This window comes from Cedecea sp. VD22 (assembly GCF_037150195.1).
Lineage (GTDB): Bacteria > Pseudomonadota > Gammaproteobacteria > Enterobacterales > Enterobacteriaceae > Cedecea.
On the sequence record NZ_JBBCPX010000019.1, the window covers coordinates 1 to 21,401 of the forward strand.

Annotated in this window: 23 protein-coding genes and 1 other annotated feature; of the genes, 10 read left to right on the forward strand and 13 right to left on the reverse strand. The window is 52.6% G+C overall.

The genetic code is table 11. The features are described 5' to 3' along the window. Positions 1-426: 426 nt before the first annotated feature. The 3 genes from clpB to rluD form a co-directional block, all read right to left on the reverse strand. Complete coding sequence (gene clpB / locus WFK85_RS21215) at positions 427-3,000, reverse strand: ATP-dependent chaperone ClpB (RefSeq protein WP_336709302.1); 2,574 nt, start codon at positions 2,998-3,000, stop codon at positions 427-429. Between the two features lie 130 nt (positions 3,001-3,130). Beyond that, positions 3,131-3,862 carry a purine nucleoside phosphorylase YfiH gene (yfiH, locus tag WFK85_RS21220; protein WP_166995732.1) on the reverse strand — a complete coding sequence of 244 codons (732 nt, stop codon included), beginning with the start codon at positions 3,860-3,862 and terminating at the stop codon, positions 3,131-3,133. Continuing rightward, entirely contained in the window at positions 3,859-4,839 is a 981-nt protein-coding gene (gene rluD, locus WFK85_RS21225; RefSeq protein ID WP_008458156.1) for a 23S rRNA pseudouridine(1911/1915/1917) synthase RluD, read from the reverse strand. The genes yfiH and rluD overlap by 4 nt, the downstream gene beginning before the upstream one ends. 133 nt (positions 4,840-4,972) lie before the next feature. Here rluD and bamD point away from each other — a divergent pair, with 133 nt between their 5' ends. The 4 genes from bamD (at position 4,973) to pheA (ending at position 7,738) form a co-directional block, all read left to right on the forward strand. Then, positions 4,973-5,710 carry an outer membrane protein assembly factor BamD gene (gene bamD / locus WFK85_RS21230; RefSeq protein WP_008458157.1) on the forward strand — a complete coding sequence of 246 codons (738 nt, stop codon included), beginning with the start codon at positions 4,973-4,975 and terminating at the stop codon, positions 5,708-5,710. A gap of 268 nt (positions 5,711-5,978) precedes the next feature. Then, positions 5,979-6,323 carry a ribosome-associated translation inhibitor RaiA gene (gene raiA / locus WFK85_RS21235; protein WP_008458158.1) on the forward strand — a complete coding sequence of 115 codons (345 nt, stop codon included), beginning with the start codon at positions 5,979-5,981 and terminating at the stop codon, positions 6,321-6,323. Between the two features lie 108 nt (positions 6,324-6,431). Beyond that, positions 6,432-6,556 (forward strand) — a sequence feature (Phe leader region). Next, positions 6,433-6,480 carry a pheA operon leader peptide PheL gene (pheL, locus tag WFK85_RS21240; RefSeq protein ID WP_193216298.1) on the forward strand — a complete coding sequence of 16 codons (48 nt, stop codon included), beginning with the start codon at positions 6,433-6,435 and terminating at the stop codon, positions 6,478-6,480. (Overlaps the previous feature by 48 nt.) Before the next feature lie 21 nt (positions 6,557-6,577). Next, positions 6,578-7,738 (forward strand): bifunctional chorismate mutase/prephenate dehydratase, encoded by a 1,161-nt coding sequence (pheA, locus tag WFK85_RS21245; protein ID WP_166995730.1) that lies wholly within the window; start codon positions 6,578-6,580, stop codon positions 7,736-7,738. Between the two features lie 37 nt (positions 7,739-7,775). On the opposite strand, the gene WFK85_RS21250 is transcribed toward pheA, so the two are convergent. The 4 genes from WFK85_RS21250 to WFK85_RS21265 form a co-directional block, all read right to left on the reverse strand. Beyond that, positions 7,776-8,648 carry an SMP-30/gluconolactonase/LRE family protein gene (locus tag WFK85_RS21250; protein ID WP_166995728.1) on the reverse strand — a complete coding sequence of 291 codons (873 nt, stop codon included), beginning with the start codon at positions 8,646-8,648 and terminating at the stop codon, positions 7,776-7,778. A gap of 77 nt (positions 8,649-8,725) precedes the next feature. Further along, entirely contained in the window at positions 8,726-9,847 is a 1,122-nt protein-coding gene (tyrA, locus tag WFK85_RS21255; protein WP_008458161.1) for a bifunctional chorismate mutase/prephenate dehydrogenase, read from the reverse strand. A 10-nt stretch (positions 9,848-9,857) separates the two neighbouring features. Continuing rightward, positions 9,858-10,928 (reverse strand): 3-deoxy-7-phosphoheptulonate synthase AroF, encoded by a 1,071-nt coding sequence (gene aroF, locus WFK85_RS21260; RefSeq protein WP_008458162.1) that lies wholly within the window; start codon positions 10,926-10,928, stop codon positions 9,858-9,860. Positions 10,929-11,226: 298 nt separating this feature from the next. Continuing rightward, entirely contained in the window at positions 11,227-11,439 is a 213-nt protein-coding gene (locus tag WFK85_RS21265; RefSeq protein WP_336709306.1) for a hypothetical protein, read from the reverse strand. A gap of 29 nt (positions 11,440-11,468) precedes the next feature. Between WFK85_RS21265 and WFK85_RS21270 the strand changes: the two genes are divergently transcribed. The 3 genes from WFK85_RS21270 to WFK85_RS21280 are packed head-to-tail and all read left to right on the forward strand — an operon-like array spanning position 11,469 to position 13,658. Continuing rightward, positions 11,469-11,939 carry a YfiR family protein gene (locus WFK85_RS21270; RefSeq protein ID WP_157141415.1) on the forward strand — a complete coding sequence of 157 codons (471 nt, stop codon included), beginning with the start codon at positions 11,469-11,471 and terminating at the stop codon, positions 11,937-11,939. Then, complete coding sequence (gene dgcN, locus WFK85_RS21275; RefSeq protein WP_008458165.1) at positions 11,932-13,176, forward strand: diguanylate cyclase DgcN; 1,245 nt, start codon at positions 11,932-11,934, stop codon at positions 13,174-13,176. The genes WFK85_RS21270 and dgcN overlap by 8 nt, the downstream gene beginning before the upstream one ends. After that, a complete protein-coding gene (locus tag WFK85_RS21280; RefSeq protein ID WP_008458166.1) occupies positions 13,173-13,658 on the forward strand; it encodes an OmpA family protein in 486 nt (161 codons plus the stop codon). The genes dgcN and WFK85_RS21280 overlap by 4 nt, the downstream gene beginning before the upstream one ends. A 230-nt stretch (positions 13,659-13,888) precedes the next feature. Here the strand turns inward: WFK85_RS21280 and rplS are convergent, their stop codons facing one another. From rplS to ffh, 5 genes are all read right to left on the reverse strand, one after another. Then, entirely contained in the window at positions 13,889-14,236 is a 348-nt protein-coding gene (gene rplS / locus WFK85_RS21285; protein WP_008458168.1) for a 50S ribosomal protein L19, read from the reverse strand. 164 nt (positions 14,237-14,400) lie between these two features. Continuing rightward, positions 14,401-15,168 carry a tRNA (guanosine(37)-N1)-methyltransferase TrmD gene (trmD, locus tag WFK85_RS21290; RefSeq protein ID WP_008458169.1) on the reverse strand — a complete coding sequence of 256 codons (768 nt, stop codon included), beginning with the start codon at positions 15,166-15,168 and terminating at the stop codon, positions 14,401-14,403. A gap of 46 nt (positions 15,169-15,214) precedes the next feature. After that, positions 15,215-15,763: a ribosome maturation factor RimM gene (gene rimM, locus WFK85_RS21295; RefSeq protein ID WP_336709308.1), complete on the reverse strand. Its 549-nt coding sequence runs from the start codon at positions 15,761-15,763 to the stop codon at positions 15,215-15,217. A gap of 18 nt (positions 15,764-15,781) precedes the next feature. Then, positions 15,782-16,030, reverse strand: a complete 249-nt coding sequence (gene rpsP / locus WFK85_RS21300) for a 30S ribosomal protein S16 (RefSeq protein ID WP_038479704.1) — start codon at positions 16,028-16,030, stop codon at positions 15,782-15,784. A gap of 113 nt (positions 16,031-16,143) precedes the next feature. Further along, positions 16,144-17,505, reverse strand: a complete 1,362-nt coding sequence (ffh, locus tag WFK85_RS21305) for a signal recognition particle protein (protein WP_008458172.1) — start codon at positions 17,503-17,505, stop codon at positions 16,144-16,146. A 167-nt stretch (positions 17,506-17,672) separates the two neighbouring features. On the opposite strand from ffh, the gene WFK85_RS21310 reads away from it, so the two are divergent. Together WFK85_RS21310 and WFK85_RS21315 are read left to right on the forward strand one after the other, a co-directional pair. Then, positions 17,673-18,461: a cytochrome C assembly family protein gene (locus WFK85_RS21310; protein ID WP_336709311.1), complete on the forward strand. Its 789-nt coding sequence runs from the start codon at positions 17,673-17,675 to the stop codon at positions 18,459-18,461. Positions 18,462-18,481: 20 nt separating this feature from the next. Further along, positions 18,482-19,768, forward strand: coding sequence for an HlyC/CorC family transporter (locus WFK85_RS21315; protein WP_039286882.1), 1,287 nt, complete (start codon positions 18,482-18,484; stop codon positions 19,766-19,768). Positions 19,769-19,815: 47 nt separating this feature from the next. Here WFK85_RS21315 and grpE read toward each other — a convergent pair whose 3' ends face one another. Next, positions 19,816-20,394: a nucleotide exchange factor GrpE gene (gene grpE / locus WFK85_RS21320; RefSeq protein ID WP_008458175.1), complete on the reverse strand. Its 579-nt coding sequence runs from the start codon at positions 20,392-20,394 to the stop codon at positions 19,816-19,818. 123 nt (positions 20,395-20,517) lie between these two features. Between grpE and nadK the strand changes: the two genes are divergently transcribed. Further along, entirely contained in the window at positions 20,518-21,396 is an 879-nt protein-coding gene (nadK, locus tag WFK85_RS21325) for an NAD(+) kinase (RefSeq protein WP_166995720.1), read from the forward strand. Positions 21,397-21,401 lie beyond the last annotated feature (5 nt).

Genomic DNA, 21,401 nt, shown 5'->3' on the forward strand with positions numbered 1-21,401 from the left:
AATTAAAACTGTTTATAAAATCAGTAGTCACTCTTCAAGACTTGATATTTGTTTGCATCCTAAGATGCTGAGATATCAATCCTGCGAGTGCCCACACAGATTGTCTGATAAATTGTTAAAGAGCAGTGAGTTAGGCGCTTTCGCTTGCTAACTCGAGGTGGCGTATAATACGCTTTCCTCTTTCAGAGTCAAGCGTTTATTTTTGCTTTCGTCTGACTGACTACTGGGTTGTGAAGCCGCTTTCGAAGCCGCTTCGCCGTGTCAGTGGAGGCGCATTATAGGGAGTTCTCAGAGCCTGACAACCCCTAATTTGAAAAAATTTTCTGACCGCTCACTTTCCAGGCAAAAAGGATAAAGCCCAGCCAGCAATGGCTGTTTTACAAACAAAAACGAGCCCAAATGGGCTCGTTTTTTACGTTGAGTGACTTACTGCACAGCCACAATGCGGTCGTCGTTGACTTCCAGCTTGATTGTTTTTCCAGGAATCAGCTCACCGGAAAGGATTTGCTGAGCCAATGGGTTTTCAATTTGCTGCTGAATAGCCCGTTTCAACGGACGAGCACCGTAGACCGGGTCGTAACCGTTCTCGCTGATGAGCTTCAATGCGTCGTCAGAGATACTTACGCCATAGCCACGCTCTTCCAGCCGGTTGTACAGACGCTGCAGCTGAATCTGAGCAATAGAAGCAATGTGGCGCTCCCCAAGAGGATGGAAGACAACAACCTCATCAATACGGTTAATGAACTCCGGACGGAAGCTTTGACTAACAACGCCCAGCACCAGATCCTTCATATGGCCGTAATCCAGTTCACCGAAACGCTCCTGAATTAAGTCTGAACCAAGGTTAGAGGTCATAATGACAACCGTATTACGGAAATCAACAGTACGGCCCTGCCCATCGGTAAGACGGCCGTCGTCCAGAACCTGCAACAGAATGTTAAACACATCCGGATGCGCTTTCTCTACCTCATCCAGCAGAATAACGGAATAAGGACGGCGACGAACGGCTTCCGTCAAATAGCCACCTTCTTCATAACCGACATAACCCGGAGGCGCACCCACTAGCCGCGATACGGAGTGTTTCTCCATAAACTCGGACATGTCGATACGCACCATCGCATCGTCACTGTCGAACATAAAGTTCGCTAACGCTTTGCACAACTCAGTCTTACCTACCCCGGTTGGCCCCAGGAACAGGAACGAACCTATTGGGCGATTAGGATCGGACAATCCAGCACGGCTACGACGAATCGCGTTAGAGACAGCTTCGACGGCTTCATCCTGGCCAATCACACGCTGATGAAGCTCTTTTTCCATACGTAATAGCTTGTCGCGCTCACCTTCCAGCATTCTGGCTACCGGGATCCCGGTCCAGCGAGCCAGGACTTCGGCGATTTCTGCATCCGTCACTTTATTACGCAGCAGACGCATGGTTTTCCCTTCGCTTTGGGTTGCCGCGGCCAGCTGTTTTTCCAGCTCTGGAATTTTGCCGTACTGCAATTCAGACATCCGCCCAAGGTCACCCACGCGGCGAGCCTGCTCGATTGCTATTTTCGCCTGTTCAAGCTCAGCCTTAATGGTCTGCGTACCTGACAGCGAGGCTTTCTCCGCCTTCCACTCTTCTTCGAGCTCCGAATACTGACGCTCTTTATCTTCCAGCTCTTCATTCAACATGCTGAGGCGTTTCTGACTGGCTTCATCAGATTCTTTCTTCAACGCCTGTTGTTCCAGCTTGAGCTGAATAATACGGCGGTCAAGACGATCAAGCTCTTCCGGCTTGGAGTCTATCTGCATACGAATGCTGGATGCGGCCTCGTCGATGAGGTCGATGGCTTTATCCGGCAGCTGACGATCGGCAATATAGCGGTGGGACAGCGTAGCTGCCGCGACAATCGCCGGGTCAGTAATTTGTACATGGTGATGAAGCTCATAGCGTTCTTTCAGCCCACGCAGAATCGCAATGGTGTCTTCTACAGAAGGCTCTGCTACAAACACTTTTTGGAAACGACGCTCAAGCGCGGCATCTTTCTCTATATATTGACGGTATTCGTCGAGCGTGGTTGCGCCAACGCAGTGCAATTCACCTCGAGCCAGGGCTGGCTTAAGCATATTCCCGGCATCCATTGCGCCGTCGGCTTTACCTGCGCCAACCATGGTATGTAGCTCATCAATAAACAGAATGACGTTGCCTTCCTGCTTAGCGAGATCGCTGAGCACACCTTTCAGACGCTCTTCAAACTCACCGCGATATTTGGCACCGGCCACCAGCGCGCCCATATCCAGCGCAAGCACGCGTCGGCCTTTCAAACCTTCAGGTACTTCGCCATTAATGATCCGTTGTGCAAGCCCTTCGACGATGGCTGTTTTACCCACGCCCGGCTCACCAATCAGTACCGGGTTATTTTTGGTACGGCGCTGCAATACCTGGATAGTACGCCGAATTTCTTCATCACGGCCGATTACCGGGTCCAGCTTGCCTTGTTCAGCTCGCTCAGTTAAATCAACGGTGTATTTCTTCAATGCCTGACGTTGATCCTCGGCACCTTGATCGTTCACGTTCTCCCCTCCACGCATTTGCTCAATCGCGGCGGTTACGTTGGCTGGCGTTGCGCCTGCCGCTTTCAGCAGGTCGGTCAGAGTGCCGCGTGAGTCAAGTACCGCCAGAACAAACAGTTCTGACGAAATAAAGTTGTCGTTTCTTTTTTGTGCAAGTTTGTCGCACAGGTTCAGTACACGCACTAAATCCTGAGAAGGCTGGACGTCACCGCCGGTGCCTTCTACCTGTGGCAGGCGGCTTAATGCCTGCTCGATGTCGGTACGTAATTTGCCCGCGTTGACTCCCGCAGAGGTCAGTAACGGACGCACAGAGCCCCCTTCCTGATTGAGCAGAGCGCTCATCAGATGCAGAGGTTCGATGAATTGATTGTCGTGCCCAAGAGCAAGAGATTGGGCATCGGCGAGAGCAAGCTGGAATTTATTGGTAAGACGATCCAGACGCATAACTCCTCCCATAAACAGGTCAAATTTGCTACTGGAGATTAAATGAGGTCATCCCTCAATTATTCAAGGTTAATGACCTGAAATATATGAAGCACGAGCGACACGCACTGGATCGTCTTGATTCGATAGGTTATATCAGCCAGATGAAACTTGCCATACGACCCGTTGTTCTGTCGCGACGGTATGAGAAGAAATCGCCACTTTCGGTCCAGGTACAGCGGTCACCGCCGTACACCTGCGTAACACCCACGTTCGCCAGCCGCTGCCTTGCAAGCTGGTAGATATCAGCATAGTACTTTTCGCCCGCTGCGCTAAAAGCGTTTGCCGCTTTTTCGTCCTTCGCCATAAAGGCTTCGCGAACTTCCGGCCCCACTTCGAACGCCTGCGGACCAATAGCCGGCCCTAGCCAGGCGCGAATATTCTGTGGACGATCCTGGAAACAGGCTACCGTCTCTTCGAGCACGCCTTCACATAAACCGCGCCAGCCAGCATGCGCTGCCGCAACTTCAGTTCCGGCCTCATTACAAAACAGCACCGGCAGACAATCCGCCGTCATCACCGCGCAAACCGTCCCCGGCGTATTGCTATAAGAAGCATCTGCTCGCTTTGAGGCATATGGCTCGCCCGTTAGCTTCAACACAGTTTTCCCGTGAACCTGCTCAAGCCAGACCGGCTTCGAAGGCAAGCCTGCGGCTGCATAAAATAGCCGACGATTCTCTTCAACATCAGCCAGATCGTCGCCGCAATGGGCACCCAGATTCATCGAGTCATACGGTGCGACGCTAACGCCACCCACGCGGGTTGAGCTACAGGCAGCAACGCCTTCAGGAAGAGGCCAGTGCGGGACGATCGTTTTGGTCATAGCCAGTCCAGTTGGTCTTTATGGGTTTCGGTATCAGCGCGTAAAGCTTCGATCAGTTCAACCATATCCTGTGGGATTGGCGCGCTCCACTCCATCAGAATACCACTGATAGGATGGTACAGGCGCAGCATGGTTGCGTGTAAGGCCTGGCGATCAAACTTGCGCAGTACGCTGACGAACTCTTCCGATGCGCCTTTCGGCGGACGAGGACGCCCACCGTAAAGCTGATCGCCCACCAGCGGATGGCTGATATGCGCCATGTGCACGCGGATCTGGTGAGTACGGCCGGTTTCCAGACGCAAACGCAGGCGCGTATGCACGCGGAAGTGCTCCATAATGCGATAGTGAGTGACCGCCGGTTTGCCCATTGGATGCACTGACATATGGGTACGTTTAGTTGGATGGCGGCTGATTGGTTCTTCAACCGTACCACCGCCTGTCATATGACCAATTGCAACGGCTTCGTACTCACGGGTAATTTCTCGCAGTTGAAGGGCTTCAACCAGGCGAGTTTGCGCCGGGACAGTTTTTGCCACGACCATCAGGCCGGTGGTGTCTTTATCCAGACGATGAACAATGCCCGCGCGAGGCACATCCGCAATTGGCGGGTAATAGTGCAGCAACGCATTGAGCACAGTACCGTCCGGATTGCCTGCACCGGGGTGCACAACGAGGTCGCGTGGCTTGTTGATCACCAGAATATCTTCATCTTCGTAGACGATATTCAGCGGGATATCCTGAGCCTCCCAGCGGACCTCTTCTTCAATTTCAGCATTGATGGTTACGCTTTCGCCACCCAACACTTTCTCTTTCGGCTTGTCCCAGACAACGCCGTTGACCGTAACTCGCTGGTCAAGAATCCATTCTTTTATGCGCGAACGCGAATAATCCGGGAACAATTCGGCCAATGCCTGATCTAAGCGTTGACCCAGTTGTGAATCGGACACCGTTTCGGTGAGTTGTACTAGTTGTGCCATAGACAGCTTCTTTCGTTAACGTTGGGTTTTACGGCAATGCCGTTTAATATAATGTGCTATTGTAGCTGGTCTTTATCGGGAGCCGGAACACGAACTCTCCCGGAAATAACATTACTTAGGAAAGTCAAACGTCATGACGCGCATGAAATATCTGGTGGCAGCGGCCACGTTGAGCCTGGCTTTGGCTGGTTGCTCCAGTTCCAAGGATGAGGTTCCTGATAATCCGCCTTCTGAGATCTACGCGACTGCCCAGCAAAAGCTGCAGGACGGTAACTTTAAAGCGGCGATAACGCAACTGGAAGCGCTGGATAACCGCTATCCATTCGGCCCGTACTCTCAGCAAGTGCAGCTCGACCTGATCTACGCCTACTACAAAAATGCGGACTTACCGCTGGCTCAGGCGGCGATCGATCGCTTTATGCGCCTCAATCCTACGCATCCAAACATCGACTACGTACTTTACATGCGTGGCCTGACGGACATGGCGTTGGATGACAGTGCGCTGCAGGGTTTCTTCGGCGTTGACCGTTCCGACCGGGATCCACAGCACGCACGCGATGCCTTTAACGACTTCTCGAAGCTGGTGCGCGGCTACCCGAACAGCCAGTACGTTACCGATGCGACTAAACGTCTCGTGTTCCTGAAAGATCGCCTGGCGAAGTATGAGCTTTCCGTGGCGCAATATTACACGAAACGCGGCGCGTGGGTGGCAGTAGTTAATCGCGTAGAAGGTATGCTGCGTGATTATCCTGACACTCAGGCCACCCGCGATGGCCTGAAGCTGATGGAAAATGCCTACCGCGAGCTGCAGATGCCGGGTCAGGCAGAGAAAGTCGCGAAGATCATTGCCGCCAACAGCAGCAACACCTGATCGACAATATAACAAGAAAAACGGCAGCCTCGGCTGCCGTTTTTTTATCTGCCGACGCGAAAACTGAAACGGTTTAGCGTCAGGTCATCCCATCCAATATGGACGTGATTTCTGATAACCACAAGCCTTAAAAGCACATATCCTGTCCTGCCTCACAAAAAGGTCTCCTTGACAAAAAGTGACAAAATAACGTGATTTACATCACACATTTTGACATTAAGAACGGTATGCTGGAGTTACCAAGACGGCAAAGACAAGAGGTAAATTTATGACAATGAACATTACCAGCAAGCAAATGGAAATCACCCCAGCTATTCGCCAGCATGTCGCCGACCGTCTCAGCAAACTGGACAAGTGGCAAACTCATCTCATTAATCCACATATTATCTTGTCCAAAGAGCCTCAAGGTTTTGTGGCTGATGCCACGATTAACACACCGAATGGGCACCTCGTAGCCAGTGCCAGACATGAAGATATGTATACGGCTATCAACGATTTGATCAACAAACTGGAGCGGCAGTTAAATAAAGTGCAACACAAAGGTGAAGCACGTCGCGCAGCAGGTTCAGTGAAAGACGTGTCCTTCGCAGAAGCAGAAGCTGACGAAGAGTAATACATCACTCTCCTTCCACTCACCGCAACGCGCCTCCGGGCGCGTTTTTTATTGACAGAACGAAAACAGAGCAGGTACTTTACCTCTCAGATTCCTCAGGAAACCTGGCATGAAACTTTTCCCGTTCTTCTTCGCATTCTTTTTTACCTTCCCCTGACTGGGAGGCAATTCGTCGTGTGATAAAGAATGCGAAGACGAACAAACAAGCCTCCCAACCGGGAGGCTTTTTTTATGGACACCGAAAAGGTAGCGTTATGACCGAAATTAATCCGTTGCTGGCCCTGCGCGATAAAATCAGCGCGCTGGATGAAAAGCTGTTAGCCCTGCTGGCAGAGCGCCGCCTGCTAGCGGTTGAAGTTGGCAAAGCCAAACTCGCTTCTCACCGCCCGGTACGCGATATCGATCGTGAAAGAGATTTACTGGAACGCCTGATTACTCTCGGTAAAGATCACCATCTCGATGCCCACTACATCACGCGCCTGTTCCAGCTCATTATTGAAGATTCTGTTCTGACCCAGCAAACTCTGCTGCAGCAGCACCTGAACAAAACGAACCCTCACTCTGCCCGCGTCGCTTTCCTCGGCCCCAAAGGTTCTTATTCTCATCTTGCTGCGCGCCAGTATGCCGCGCGCCACTTTGAGCAGTTCATCGAAAGCGGCTGTGCCAAATTCCACGACATCTTCAATCAGGTGGAAACCGGCCAGGCCGATTACGCTGTCGTGCCAATCGAGAACACAAGTTCGGGGGCCATTAATGACGTCTACGATCTACTGCAGCACACCAGCCTGTCGATTGTTGCCGAAATGACCGTGCCGATTGACCACTGCGTACTGGTTTCCGGTTCCACCGATCTCGAGGAAATCCAAACGGTTTATAGTCATCCTCAACCTTTCCAGCAGTGCAGCCAGTTCATTAATCGTTATCCACACTGGAAAATTGAATACACCGAAAGTACCTCTGCCGCGATGGAAAAAGTCGCTCAGGCCAACTCTCCTCGCGTTGCCGCTTTGGGCAGCGAAGCCGGCGGCGCACTTTATGGCCTGCAGGTGCTGGAGCGTAACCTCGCGAACCAGACCCAGAACATCACTCGCTTCATCGTTCTGGCCCGTAAGGCCGTCGAAGTGTCCGATCAGGTACCAGCGAAAACTACATTGCTTATGGCGACTGGCCAGCAGGCCGGTGCCCTTGTAGAAGCACTTCTGGTATTACGCAACCACAGTCTGATCATGACTAAGCTGGAATCGCGCCCAATCAACGGCAACCCGTGGGAAGAGATGTTCTATCTGGATATTCAGGCAAACCTGAAAGATGAGAGTATGCGTAAGGCGCTGCGCGAGTTGGGGGAAATTACTCGCTCTCTGAAAGTGCTCGGCAGCTACCCAAGCGAAAACGTGGTACCGGTCGACCCGGCCTGATCACAATGCCAGCCCGGCTAAAACCGGGCTGCACAAATCACACTTCCCGAAACTTCAGTTTTTCCATTCCGGCCACCGCAACGCGGAGGGTGAAAAGCGCCCCGGAAAGCGGTAATCGGGCCACTTCATCTTCATCCATGTTTTCTCTGGTGGTGGTAATAAACAGCGTTTTCATATCCTCGCCGCCAAAACAGACCATTGTCGGGCAACGCACGGGCAAGCGATGCTCTTCCACAATCTCACCCTGAGGAGAAATGCGCACAATGCGGTAGCCATCAAACAACGCCGTCCAGTAATAGCCTTCGCAATCCATCGCCGCGCCATCAGGAATGCCCTCACCTTCGGCAAACCGCCTGAAGGCTTCACGTCGGCCTGGCTCGCCTTGCTCATCCAGCGGCGTGCGGTAAATCACGGCATTGGGCGTGTCAGAGGTATACATCCATTTGCCGTCCGGGCTAAATGCAAGCCCGTTTGCGCCATGAATATCATGCTGAACTACATGCGGCGTCAGATCGTTATCCACCCGGCAAAGTAGCGCGCCGTTGTAATCCCCTGGCCCCCAGAACGTGCCGGCATAAAAACGCCCCTGCCTGTCGGTGCCGCCATCGTTGAAACGCGCCAAATCCGGGTTGCTCGGGTTATCACAGACTTTGCCCACGATCAGCCCAGTATTATTGGTTAGCCAGATACCGCTTCTCATCGCCACGATAAATCCGCCGGACTCACGCAAGGCAAAACAGCCTACTTCTTCAGAAAACTGAATAACGTCATGTTTGCCGCTGGCCAGATGGTAGCGGTGGATTTCATTCTCCAGAATATCCGTCCAGTAGAGGCTGCCTTCTTCTGCACTCCACGTAGGGCATTCGGGTAAGTGACCGGTATAGTCGAACAGCAACTGCGGCTCAGCCATTTCAGGGATCCTTTTGACAAACAAAAAAGCCAGCGGGCAAACTCCCACTGGCTTTTGATTATAAGACCTTTTGGCACTTACTGACGGTTATCATTTGCCTGCCGTAACAGAACGCGGCTCTCATTCTGGAAACGCTGCGCGTAATCCCCGAACCAGTGCTCCACTTTCCGGAAGCTGTCGATAAACGCCTGCTTGTCGCCATGTTCCAGCAGGCCGATCGCCTCGCCGAACCGTTTATAATAACGTTTGATCAGCGCCAGGTTACTTTCCGACGACATGATGATGTCGGCATAGAGCTGTGGATCCTGGGCAAACAGTCGGCCCACCATCGCCAGCTCCAGGCGGTAAATCGGCGAAGACAGCGCCAGCAGCTGTTCAAGCTGCACATTTTCTTCCGCCAGATGCAGGCCATAGGCGAAGGTCGCGAAGTGGCGCAACGCCTGAATAAACGCCATGTTCTGGTCATGCTCAACCGCGCTGGAGCGGTGCAAGCGCGCACCCCAGACCTGAATCTGTTCCAACAGCCACTGATAGGCTTCAGGCTGACGACCATCACAGTAGACCACAACCTGTTTTGCCAGGCTGCCGCTATCCGGGCCAAACATCGGGTGCAGGCCAAGAACCGGGCCCGAATGTACGGCAAGCATCGCCTGCAGCGGGCCATTCTTCACCGACGCTAAATCCACCAGGATGCAGTCCGCCGGCAGCGGAGGCAGCTTAGCGATAACCTGCTCGGTGATATGAATCGGTACGCTGACAATCACCATGCCCGCATCGGCCAGCAGCGCCGGTGCTTTGTCCCAGTCTTCTTTTTCAAGAATACGAACCTGGTAGCCGGAAAGCGTCAGCATTTTTTCAAACAGACGGCCCATCTGGCCACCGCCGCCAACAATCACCACCGGACGCAAAGCAGGATGCAGGGTTTTAAAGCCCTTGTCGTTCTCGCTGGAGTACGACTCGCGCATCACGCGGCGCAGCACGTCCTCAATTAAATCCGGCGGAACGCCCAGAGCTTCAGCCTCTTTGCGGCGAGACGCCAGCATGGAGGTTTCTCGCTCCGGCACATAAATCGGCAAGCCGAAGCGGCTTTTTACTTCCCCCACTTCCGCTACCAGTTCCAGCCGCTTAGCCAGCAAATCCAGTAGTGCTTTATCTACTTCGTCGATTTGATCGCGCAGTGCGGTCAATTCAGCCACCATAGTAAACCTCTTATGCCTGACGAGCCGCCAGCACGCCGCTCAGATCTTTGTGGATCTCACGCAGCAGGCTGTCCGTAGTTTCCCAGTCGATGCATGCATCGGTAACGGACACGCCGTATTTCATTTCGCTACGCGGCTGCTCTGATGATTGATTCCCTTCATGGATATTACTTTCAATCATCAGGCCAATAATAGAGCGGTTACCATCTTTAATCTGGGCAATGGCGGATTCGGCCACGCCCGGCTGGCGACGGAAGTCTTTATTTGAGTTGCCGTGGCTGCAATCGATCATCAAGGACGGACGCAGGCCTGCTTTCTGCATTTCGACTTCACACTGGGCAACATCCGCCGGGCTGTAGTTAGGTGCTTTACCGCCGCGCAGAATCACGTGCCCATCTGGGTTACCCTGAGTCTGCAGCAGGCAAACCTGCCCTGCCTGGTTAATGCCCACGAAGCGGTGCGGCATTGCCGCGGCGCGCATCGCGTTAATCGCCGTGCCCAGACTGCCATCAGTCCCATTTTTAAAACCAACCGGCATAGAAAGACCGGAAGCCATTTCGCGGTGAGTCTGGGATTCAGTGGTACGGGCACCAATTGCAGACCAGCTAAACAGGTCACCCAGGTATTGCGGGCTATTGGGATCCAGCGCCTCGGTTGCCAGCGGCAGCCCCAGGCTTACCAACTCAACCAGCAGGCGACGCGCAATTTTCAGCCCTGCTTCCACATCAAACGAGCCATCCATGTGCGGGTCGTTGATAAGCCCTTTCCAACCCACGGTCGTACGAGGCTTTTCAAAATAGACGCGCATCACGAGGTACAGACTATCGCTAACTTGTTCAGACAGAGCTTTAAAACGACGAGCGTATTCAATCGCAGCTTCCGGATCGTGGATCGAGCAAGGTCCACAAACAACCAGCAGGCGCGGATCGCGGCCAGCAATAATATTGGAGATCGTCTGGCGGGACTGCTCAATTTGCGCTTCCTGAGCCGCAGTGAGTGGAAATTCCGCTTTAAGCTGATCCGGCGTGATGAGTATCTGTTCGTCAGAGATATGAACGTTGTTAAGCGCGTCTTTTTGCATGATGTCTGCCCTGTATTTAGCTCGTTTGCGATAGTCGTTTCCTCGTAGAGGAGGCCTTACTGTAACCGCCGACAGTAAAGATTGCAATCCATTATGCGTAAATTAATCGTTACACAACCAATTAAATGCCGCATACAATCGCCAAATTCGTAAATAAAAGATTACACAAAACATAAAAATGCACATTTTACGGTCAAACCTGCATGACTAAACAAAAGCGCGCGTAAAAATTCATTCCACCTTCTATGCTGATATTATCCCCCACGTGTGCGTTTTTCGTGGGGAAACCGATAACGATTTACAGCATCATTCCAGGGTTATTCTCGTTATTATTTTGGATAATCAGGAATATCATCACACCTGGGAATGAATGACGGAAATACGTGGGAGTGATATGCTCAAAGGCAACATCATAAATAATAAAGACTGGCTTCACCGGCCAGGATGCTTTTGGGCTGGTGGCACGTGAAAACCACGTCTCAACTCCGCGGGCTGACGTTATTTTTAACATTTATCGTCCTCGCGCTAACGATATTCAGGATGCAGGCTGCACAGGCAACAAGCCCCGTGCTGCCCGACAAAGTCCGTACTACAGTGGCCGGGATTGTCAGCTACACCCGCTGGCCTCAGCTACAGGGGCTTCCAAAGCTCTGCATATTTTCAACGGCAGCCTATGCCACGACGCTAAGCACAAAAAATAGCGATATTTCATATCAACCCCTCCTCGTTCAGTCATCAGACGAGGCATTGCGAGCGAACTGCGACGGGATATATTTTGGTAACGAGTCACCACAACAGCAGTTGCAATTAATAGAACGTTATCAATCCCGGCCTTTATTGTTAATTGCCGAGCAGAACCCACAATGCATAATTGGCAGTGCTTTCTGCCTGAATATTCATAATGACGCAGTTTCTTTTTCGGTAAACCTTGATGCCCTCAGCCGCAGCGGCGTCAGGGTTAGTCCGGATGTATTACTGCTGGCTCGGCCAGGGAATAATAGTCATGAATAAGGATTTGACTACGCCGTCACGTCCAACGTTTAAAGGAACGTTACGTAGAATCAGCATAATCAGCGTGGTTATTGCCATGCTGGCTGTCTGGCTGCTGCTTTCCGTCGCTTCGATGCTGACGCTAAAACAGTATGCGCAAAAAAACCTCGAATTGCTGGCGGTGACTGTAAGTCATAGCCTGGAAGCCGCCGTTGTTTTCCGTGATGGCACCGCGGCCAATGAAACCCTGGCCGTGCTGGGCAAGCAAGGGCAATTCACCGCCGCAAAGGTGGTAGATGTTAATGGTCAGGAGCTCACGCACTGGCAGGCAGATAAGCCGTCTCAGCATGACATGGTGAGTGGCCTGGTGACCCGATGGCTATATCCTCATCCGATCAGGCAGCCTATCTGGCATAACGGGAAAATCATCGGGGAAATGCGGCTGATAGGCACGGATGCTACCGTGACTTTGTTTGTCTGGCTCTCATTAGGCGTGCTGACGGCCTGTATTTTACTCGCGTCAGTTATCGCCTTAGGCATTTCACGCCATTTACATCGCGATATTGATGCCGCGCTGCAGAATATTACTGACGTTGTCCACGACGTTCGCAGCAACCGTAACTTTTCTCGCCGCGTATCACCGGAAAAAATTGAGGAGTTTCACCTCTTTGCCCAAGACTTCAACAGCCTGCTGGATGAGATGGAAGAATGGCAAAAACAGCTTCAGCTGAAAAATGCTTCGCTGCAGAAAACGGCCCTGCAGGACTCATTGACAGGCCTGGCAAACCGAGCAGCCTTCCGAACCGCGCTGGATAAACTGATTGCAGATCCCGAAATACTCCAGAACAGCGCCTTGCTGTTTATGGACGGCGACAACTTCAAATTTGTTAACGATACCTGGGGACATGCGGCCGGGGATGCTGTGCTTATTGAAGTCGCAAAACGGTTACAGGTGTATGCCAATACGCGCCACCTCGCCTTCCGTCTCGGCGGGGACGAATTTGCCATGCTGCTTCATTCTGTGAACAGCGAAGAACAAGCCGCTTCCGTGCTGGAACAGTTAAAAGAAATGGTCGAGCAGCCGATCCTTTTACCAGGCGAGCACTGGGTCACCATGACCCTAAGCATCGGCGTTGCGCTCGCGAAAGATATCACCTCAGCGGAAAGCCTGATGGAAACTGCTGATCGCAATATGTACATAGAAAAACACAAGCAACGTGAGTTGCTAATAAAACCGCCCCAAAGGGATACATTATGAAAGCTTCACGCTTATTTGCACCGGCAATCCTCTTCTCGTTTCTGTTAACTGGCTGTCAGGCACCGCCATCGACGTTCTCTCCTGAACAGGTTGCCGCGATGCGCTCGTACGGATTCTCTGAGTCAAACGACGGCTGGTCACTTGGACTGTCAGACAAGATCCTGTTTGGTAAAAACCAGTACAAGCTGCAGCCTGAAAGCTACCAGACCATCCAGAGTATGGCCGCTAAACTCTCTGCGACCGGCCTGAAACACGCCCGCATGGATGGTCACACGGATAACTACGGTGAAGACGGCTACAACGAACAGCTCTCCCTCAAGCGCGCTAATATCGTGGCAGATGCCTGGGCCGAAGGTGCTCACATCCCACGCAGCAACCTCACAACCCAAGGTTTGGGTAAGAAATACCCGGTGGCCAGCAACAACACCGGCGAAGGCCGAGCGGAAAACCGCCGCGTCGCGGTCGTCATCACCGCCCCATAATCAAGGCCGATTTAGAGCATAAAAAAGGGCTGCCAGATGGCAGCCCTTTCCGTCCGGTGACAAACAGCCGAAAAACGTGGTTTCCGACTGTTTGGGGCAAACAACAAAACACAATTCACATGTTTTTCAGCCAGAGTGATGACCTTTACAAGCGCACGATGCTTTCTTTTTCCCATAAAAAAGGGCTGCCAGATGGCAGCCCTTTTATTTGGATGTCGCCTAAGCGAATCTTAGTTAAGACGCTCTTTGATACGAGCAGACTTACCAGTACGCTCACGCAGGTAGTACAGTTTAGCTTTACGAACGGCACCACGACGTTTAACAGTAATGCTGTCGATTACTGGGGAGTGAGTCTGGAATACACGCTCAACACCTTCGCCGTTAGAAATTTTACGAACAGTGAATGCAGAGTGCAGACCGCGGTTACGGATAGCGATAACCACGCCCTCAAATGCCTGCAGACGTTTTTTAGAACCTTCAACGACCCATACTTTCACTTCCACGGAGTCGCCCGGACGGAAGGAAGGTACATCCTGTTTCATCTGTTCTTGTTCAAGTTGCTTAATAATATTGCTCATAATTTATCTCTTATCCTGGGTAAACTGATATTTCCCCGTCATATTTGAAGCTGCATCTGCGCTGGCTGCTCTCCTTCACCCAAATCACTTACTGAAGTAAGCTCATCGGGATTCACTCGCTTGCCATCTTGCTGCAACTCCAACTATTTTGGGGTTAAGGGGGCTTACGCCTGCCCATCATGTTTATGTTGCTGTTGCGTATGCTCTTTTTTGAACTCCGCCAGCAACCTTGCTTGCTCTTCAGTCAGAGCCAGGTTTTCCAAAAGTTCAGGTCTTCTAAGCCAGGTGCGGCCCAGCGACTGTTTCAGGCGCCAACGGCGAATCTCCGCATGGTTCCCCGACAATAACACTGCCGGTACTTCCATGCCATCCAACACTTCAGGACGGGTGTAGTGAGGGCAATCCAGCAACCCTTCAGCAAACGAATCTTCGGTTGCCGATGCTTCATGCCCCAGAACGCCCGGAATAAACCGGGATACTGAGTCAATCAGCGTCATCGCTGGTAGCTCACCGCCGCTGAGAACGTAATCGCCGATTGACCATTCTTCGTCAATTTCGGTTTGGATCACGCGCTCATCGATCCCTTCGTAACGGCCACAAACCAGAATTAACTTCTCATTTGCTGCCAGTTCACTGACGCCCGCTTGATCAAGCTTGCGCCCCTGAGGTGAAAGATAGATAACCTTAGCACCTTCCCCTGCCGCTGCTTTCGCTGCGTGGATAGCTTCCCGCAAAGGGTTAACCATCATCAACATTCCCGGTCCGCCACCGTAAGGACGATCGTCCACGGTACGGTGCCGGTCATAGGTGAAGTCGCGTGGACTCCAGCTTTGAATGCTCAGCAGGCCATTTTTTACTGCCCGGCCAGTTACCCCGTAATCGGTAATTGCGCGGAACATCTCAGGAAACAGGCTAACTACACCAATAAACACAAGCCAATCCCCACTATGCTAGCGACTACCGTATGATTTCGGAGTTTTAAAAACCAGGATCCCAGTCTACTTCAATGGTTTGAGTAGCGAGATCGACTTTCTTGATAACCTGCCCATCGAGGAACGGAACCAGCCGCTCCTTGATGCCAAATGCATCCTTCAGGTTTGCCTTGATGACGAGAACGTCATTCGAGCCGGTTTCCATCATGTCGATGACTTTACCGAGCTGGTAGCCCTGAGTGGTCACTACCTGGCAGCCCATAAGGTCTTTCCAGTAGTAGTCACCCGCTTCAAGAGCCGGCAGCTGCGTTGAATCCACGACAATTTCGCAATTGGTCAGAAGATTCGCGGCACCCCGATCGTCAACGCCTTGCAGCTTGATGATCAGATCCTGATTGTGGTGCTTCCAGCTTTCCAGCTGTACTTGCTGCCACTGACCGCCGCGCTGGATAAACCAGGGCTGGTAGTCAAAAATGCTTTCGGCGTCTTCGGTGGAGGAAAACACTCTGAGCCAACCACGAATACCGTAGGAGGAGCCCATCTTGCCCAACACAATTGGGTTAACAGGAACCTGTGCGGCGAGTTGCTTGCTCATCATGACCACCGTGACAGATTAAGCTGCTTTCTTAGCTTCTTTGATCAGCGCAGCAACGCGATCAGAAACGGTTGCGCCCTGGCCAACCCAATGTGCTACGCGATCCAGATCCAGGCGAACGCCTTCTTCTTTCTCATTAGCGATAGGGTTGAAGAAACCAACGCGCTCAATGAAGCGACCGTTACGTGCATTACGGCTATCAGTAACGACAACCTGGTAGAACGGACGCTTTTTAGCGCCGTGACGTGCTAAACGAATAGTTACCATAACATCCTCTTTAGTGAATAAAACGCCGGGCCCCATCGAGGGATGGAGCCCGGTGTCATATTAAAAGCCCGAAAATTTTACTCATTTCGGCGTAAAAAGCAATCGAAAAGAGCTTAGCGGCCAGGGAAACCTGGTGGCATCATCCCTTTCATACCGCGCATCATTTTGGCCATGCCACCTTTCTTCATTTTCTTCATCATGCGCTGCATGTCGTCAAACTGCTTCAGTAAGCGGTTAACGTCCTGCACCTGCATGCCGGAACCCTGCGCGATACGGCGCTTGCGGGAGCCTTTGATGATGTCCGGCTGCGCGCGTTCTTTCAGCGTCATCGAGCTGATAATCGCCTCCATACGCACCAGCACTTTGTCGTCCATCTGGGATTTAACGTTATCCGGCAACTGGCCCATGCCCGGCAGCTTGCTCATCATGCTCGCCATGCCGCCCATGTTCTTCATCTGCTTGAGTTGTTCAAGGAAGTCGGTCAGGTCAAAGCCATCGCCTTTTTTCAGCTTGCTGGCGAGCTTCTCAGCCTGCGCGCGGTCAACCTTGCTTTCGATATCTTCAATCAGCGACAGCACGTCGCCCATGCCGAGGATACGGGAGGCAATACGGTCCGGGTGGAACGGCTCCAGCGCTTCGGTTTTCTCCCCCACGCCGAGGAACTTGATTGGTTTGCCGGTAATATGGCGAATAGACAGTGCCGCACCGCCGCGGGCGTCGCCGTCCACTTTAGTCAGCACAACGCCGGTCAGCGGCAGCGCTTCGTTGAAGGCCTTCGCGGTATTCGCCGCATCCTGACCGGTCATGGCATCGACCACAAACAGCGTTTCTACCGGCTTAATCGCGGCATGAACCTGTTTGATTTCGTCCATCATTGCTTCGTCGACGTGCAGACGACCAGCGGTATCCACCAGCAGCACGTCGTAGAACTTCAGCTTCGCTTCTTTCAGCGCGGCATTAACGATATCGACAGGTTTTTGCTGCGCATCAGACGGGAAGAAGTCCACCTCAACCTGTTGGGCCAGAGTTTCCAGCTGTTTAATCGCCGCAGGGCGATAAACGTCCGCTGAAACCACCAACACTTTTTTCTTCTGCTTCTCGCGCAGGAATTTACCTAACTTACCGACGCTGGTGGTTTTACCTGCGCCCTGCAGGCCAGCCATCAGCACAACTGCCGGTGGCTGAGCCGCGAGGTTCAGGCTGCTGTTCTCTTCGCCCATCGCGGAAACCAGTTCAGCGCGAACGATTTTGACGAACTCCTGGCCCGGGGTCAGGCTTTTATTGACTTCATGCCCCACCGCTTTTTCTTTAACGCGGCTGATAAAATCACGCACTACCGGCAGCGCAACGTCCGCCTCCAGCAGCGCCATGCGCACTTCGCGCAGTGTCTCTTTAACGTTTTCTTCGGTTAGCCGCCCACGGCCGCTAATATTGCGCAGGGTACGCGACAGACGGTCTGTTAAATTATCAAACATGGTATTTTGCCTAACGTGGTAACTGGGGCCGCTGCTCGCGACACAAAACTGAATTTGGCGGATTATATCATGAAGCCGCCTCGGGTGTGATCCAACGGTTGGAGCAGGCGACAGGTAACGTTATACTGGCTTTTTTGTTCTCTGGCCAATTTGACCGACACATTAATATGCCCGTTTTCGCCATTCTTGCGCTTGTAGCCTACTCCGTCAGCCTGGCGCTGATCATTCCCGGTCTTCTGCGGAAGAACAGCGGATGGCGACGCTTTGCCATTTTGTCCGCCGCTATTGCCCTGGTCAGCCATGCGCTGGCGCTGGAAGCGCGCTTCTTTACCGTCGATGGCGGGCAAAACCTGAGCCTGCTGAACGTAGGGTCCCTCGTCAGCCTGATGATTTGTACGGTAATGACCATTGTCGCCTCTCGTAATCGGGGCTGGCTGCTGTTACCGATTGTTTACGCCTTTGCGCTGATAAATCTGGCGCTGGCGACCTTTATGCCCAACGAATTTATCACCCATCTCGAAGCCACACCGGGAATGATGGTGCATATCGGCCTGTCGCTCTTTGCCTATGCGACGCTGATCATTGCCGCGCTATACGCTTTGCAGCTGGCGTGGATTGACTACCAGTTAAAGAACAAAAAGCTGGCCTTCAGCGCAGAAATGCCGCCGCTGATGGTGATCGAGCGTAAAATGTTTCATATCACCCAGGTGGGCGTTGTCCTGCTGACGTTGACGCTGTGCACCGGCCTGTTTTACATGAAGAACCTGTTCAGCATGGAAAACGTCGATAAAGCCGTGCTGTCGATTTTCGCCTGGTTTGTCTACGTCGTTCTGCTGTGGGGGCACTATCATGAAGGATGGCGCGGCCGCCGCGTAGTCTGGTTCAACGTTGCCGGCGCGGGCATTTTAACCCTCGCTTATTTTGGCAGCCGTGTCCTGCAGCAGTTCGTTAGCTAATCTCTTAAAGGAAATCACTTTTGGAACACATCTCAACCACCACGCTGATCGTCACCCTGATCATCATGGTGGTGGTGTCCGCGTACTTCTCCGGGTCAGAAACCGGCATGATGACGCTAAACCGCTACCGCCTGCGCCACCGCGCCAAACAGGGCAACCGGGCAGCGAAGCGCGTTGAAAAACTCCTGCGCAAGCCAGACCGCCTGATCAGCCTGGTGTTAATCGGGAACAACCTGGTCAATATTCTGGCTTCTGCATTAGCGACTATCGTCGGCATCCGCCTTTACGGTAACGCAGGCGTGGCAATAGCAACCGGTGTTTTAACCTTTGTTGTGCTGGTGTTTGCCGAAGTCCTGCCTAAAACCATCGCCGCGCTGTATCCCGAAAAAGTCGCCTATCCAAGCAGCTGGCTGCTCGGCCCGCTGCAGTTCCTGATGATGCCGCTGGTCTGGCTGCTGAATACTATTACCCGTCTGCTGATGCGCATGGTTGGCATCAAGGTTGACAACATTATTAGCACCGCCCTCAGCAAAGACGAGCTGCGAACCATCGTGCATGAATCCCGCTCGCAAATTTCGCGGCGCAACCAGGATATGCTGCTGTCGGTCCTGGATCTGGAAAAGGTCAGCGTCGACGACATCATGGTGCCGCGGAACGAAATCGTCGGTATCAATATTAATGACGACTGGAAGTCCATCGTCCGCCAGTTAACACACTCCCCGCACGGCCGCATAGTGCTGTACCGCGACAGTCTGGATGATGCCATCGGCATGCTGCGCGTCCGCGAAGCCTACCGCCTGATGACTGAGAAAAAAGAGTTTACCAAAGAGGTGATGCTGCGCTCGGCCGATGAGATTTACTTTGTGCCGGAAGGCACCCCGCTCAGCGTGCAGCTGGTGAAATTCCAGCGCAATAAAAAGAAAGTTGGCCTGGTGGTAGATGAATACGGCGATATCCAGGGCCTGGTGACCGTAGAGGATATTCTGGAAGAGATCGTCGGTGACTTCACCACGTCCATGTCCCCTACGCTTGCGGAAGAAGTGACGCCGCAAAACGACGGCTCGGTCATTATCGAAGGCAGCGCCAACGTGCGAGAACTCAATAAAGCCTTTAACTGGACGCTGCCGGAAGACGACGCCCGCACGGTAAACGGGATGATTCTGGAAGAAATTCAGGAAATCCCGGCGGCTGGAACCCGCATCCGGCTCAGTCAGTACGACATCGATATTCTAGACGTACAGGACAACATGATTAAGCAGGTGCGCGTCACGCCGGTAAAGCCTTTGCGGCAAAGCGTTGAGCAATAGACGTAAAAAGCCAGCCTCCGGGCTGGCTTTTTACTTTCGGCAATAAATCAGGCTTTGGCTACGGAAACCATCGCGGCACGAATAGTACGGCCGTTCAGGGTGTAACCTTTCTGCATCACCATCAGCACGTTATTTGGTGCAACGTCGGCAGATTCAACCATCGCAATCGCCTGGTGCACGTCCGGGTTAAACGGCACGTTAGTTTCGCCCACCACTTCCACGCCGAACTTGCGAACCACATCCAGCATCGACTTCTGGGTCAGCTCAATGCCTTCGATCATTGGGGCTAAATCCGGGTTGGACTTGTCGGCCACTTCCAGCGCACGATCCAGGCTGTCGATAACCGGCAGCAGTTCGTTCACGAACTTTTCCAGGGCGAACTTGTGCGCTTTCTCGATATCCTGTTCGGTACGGCGACGCAGGTTAGCTAAATCAGCCTGGTGGCGCGGCTCAATTTCACGCTCGCGCTGCTTCATTTCTGCCAGTTGAGCCTGCAGATTTGCAATCTCTTCGTCGCGCGGATCCACGACATCGGCACCTTCTACGGCCTCGACTTCTTCGTGCTGATCCATGACGATATCTTCCGGGGCTTGCTCGTTAGGTGTTTTCTGTTCTTTACTACTCATGAAATTCTCCGCGTTTTTAGCATTCATCTCGCTGCTTCGCTTATTATGGGGATCAGTTTCAGGGTTTCAAGGGAACCTGTCATATTGTCGCAGGAACGTCTGCGAATAAGGACCACCAGGATAATGAACAAACATTTCAACTGCATCGGTATTGTCGGGCATCCGCGTCACCCCACCGCTCTGACCACGCATGAAATGCTCTATCGCTGGCTGTGCGCCAAAGGCTATGAAGTGATGGTGGAACAGCAAATCGCCCAGGAGCTAAACCTCAAGCAGGTGAAAACCGGCACGCTGGCGGAGATAGGCCAGCAGGCTGATTTGGCCGTGGTCGTCGGCGGGGATGGCAATATGCTGGGCGCCGCTCGGGTGCTTGCTCGCTATGACATAAAAGTCATTGGCATCAACCGTGGCAACCTGGGTTTCCTGACCGACCTTGACCCGGACAATGCCCAGCAGCAGTTGGCGGACGTTCTTGAAGGGCATTACATCACCGAAAGCCGCTTCCTGCTCGAAGCCCAGGTCTGTCAGCATGATACGCCTACGCGCCTCAGTACCGCGATAAACGAAGTGGTGCTTCACCCCGGTAAAGTCGCGCATATGATTGAGTTCGAAGTCTATATCGACGAAATCTTTGCGTTTTCACAGCGCTCTGACGGGCTGATTATCTCCACGCCGACCGGCTCGACCGCCTACTCGCTTTCCGCTGGTGGCCCGATTCTTACGCCTTCGCTGGATGCTATTACGCTGGTGCCGATGTTCCCGCATACGCTGTCTGCGCGCCCGCTGGTGATCAACAGCAGCAGCACCATTCGCCTGCGTTTTTCCCATATGCGAAGTGACCTTGAAATCAGCTGCGACAGCCAGATTGCTTTGCCTATTCAGGAAGGTGAAGATGTACTCATTCGCCGCTGCGACTACCACCTCAATCTGATTCACCCGAAAGACTACAGCTATTTCAACACATTAAGTTCGAAACTCGGCTGGTCAAAAAAATTGTTCTAAAAAAC

Coding starts and splice junctions, on each gene's coding strand:
- clpB (WP_336709302.1), bottom strand. CDS start 3,000: ATGCGTCTGGATCGTCTTACCAATAAATTCCAGCTTGCTCTCGCCGAT.
- yfiH (WP_166995732.1), bottom strand. CDS start 3,862: ATGACCAAAACGATCGTCCCGCACTGGCCTCTTCCTGAAGGCGTTGCT.
- rluD (WP_008458156.1), bottom strand. CDS start 4,839: ATGGCACAACTAGTACAACTCACCGAAACGGTGTCCGATTCACAACTG.
- bamD (WP_008458157.1), top strand. CDS start 4,973: ATGACGCGCATGAAATATCTGGTGGCAGCGGCCACGTTGAGCCTGGCT.
- raiA (WP_008458158.1), top strand. CDS start 5,979: ATGACAATGAACATTACCAGCAAGCAAATGGAAATCACCCCAGCTATT.
- pheA (WP_166995730.1), top strand. CDS start 6,578: ATGACCGAAATTAATCCGTTGCTGGCCCTGCGCGATAAAATCAGCGCG.
- WFK85_RS21250 (WP_166995728.1), bottom strand. CDS start 8,648: ATGGCTGAGCCGCAGTTGCTGTTCGACTATACCGGTCACTTACCCGAA.
- tyrA (WP_008458161.1), bottom strand. CDS start 9,847: ATGGTGGCTGAATTGACCGCACTGCGCGATCAAATCGACGAAGTAGAT.
- aroF (WP_008458162.1), bottom strand. CDS start 10,928: ATGCAAAAAGACGCGCTTAACAACGTTCATATCTCTGACGAACAGATA.
- WFK85_RS21265 (WP_336709306.1), bottom strand. CDS start 11,439: ATGTTAAAAATAACGTCAGCCCGCGGAGTTGAGACGTGGTTTTCACGT.
- WFK85_RS21270 (WP_157141415.1), top strand. CDS start 11,469: ATGCAGGCTGCACAGGCAACAAGCCCCGTGCTGCCCGACAAAGTCCGT.
- dgcN (WP_008458165.1), top strand. CDS start 11,932: ATGAATAAGGATTTGACTACGCCGTCACGTCCAACGTTTAAAGGAACG.
- WFK85_RS21280 (WP_008458166.1), top strand. CDS start 13,173: ATGAAAGCTTCACGCTTATTTGCACCGGCAATCCTCTTCTCGTTTCTG.
- rplS (WP_008458168.1), bottom strand. CDS start 14,236: ATGAGCAATATTATTAAGCAACTTGAACAAGAACAGATGAAACAGGAT.
- rimM (WP_336709308.1), bottom strand. CDS start 15,763: ATGAGCAAGCAACTCGCCGCACAGGTTCCTGTTAACCCAATTGTGTTG.
- rpsP (WP_038479704.1), bottom strand. CDS start 16,030: ATGGTAACTATTCGTTTAGCACGTCACGGCGCTAAAAAGCGTCCGTTC.
- ffh (WP_008458172.1), bottom strand. CDS start 17,505: ATGTTTGATAATTTAACAGACCGTCTGTCGCGTACCCTGCGCAATATT.
- WFK85_RS21310 (WP_336709311.1), top strand. CDS start 17,673: ATGCCCGTTTTCGCCATTCTTGCGCTTGTAGCCTACTCCGTCAGCCTG.
- grpE (WP_008458175.1), bottom strand. CDS start 20,394: ATGAGTAGTAAAGAACAGAAAACACCTAACGAGCAAGCCCCGGAAGAT.
- nadK (WP_166995720.1), top strand. CDS start 20,518: ATGAACAAACATTTCAACTGCATCGGTATTGTCGGGCATCCGCGTCAC.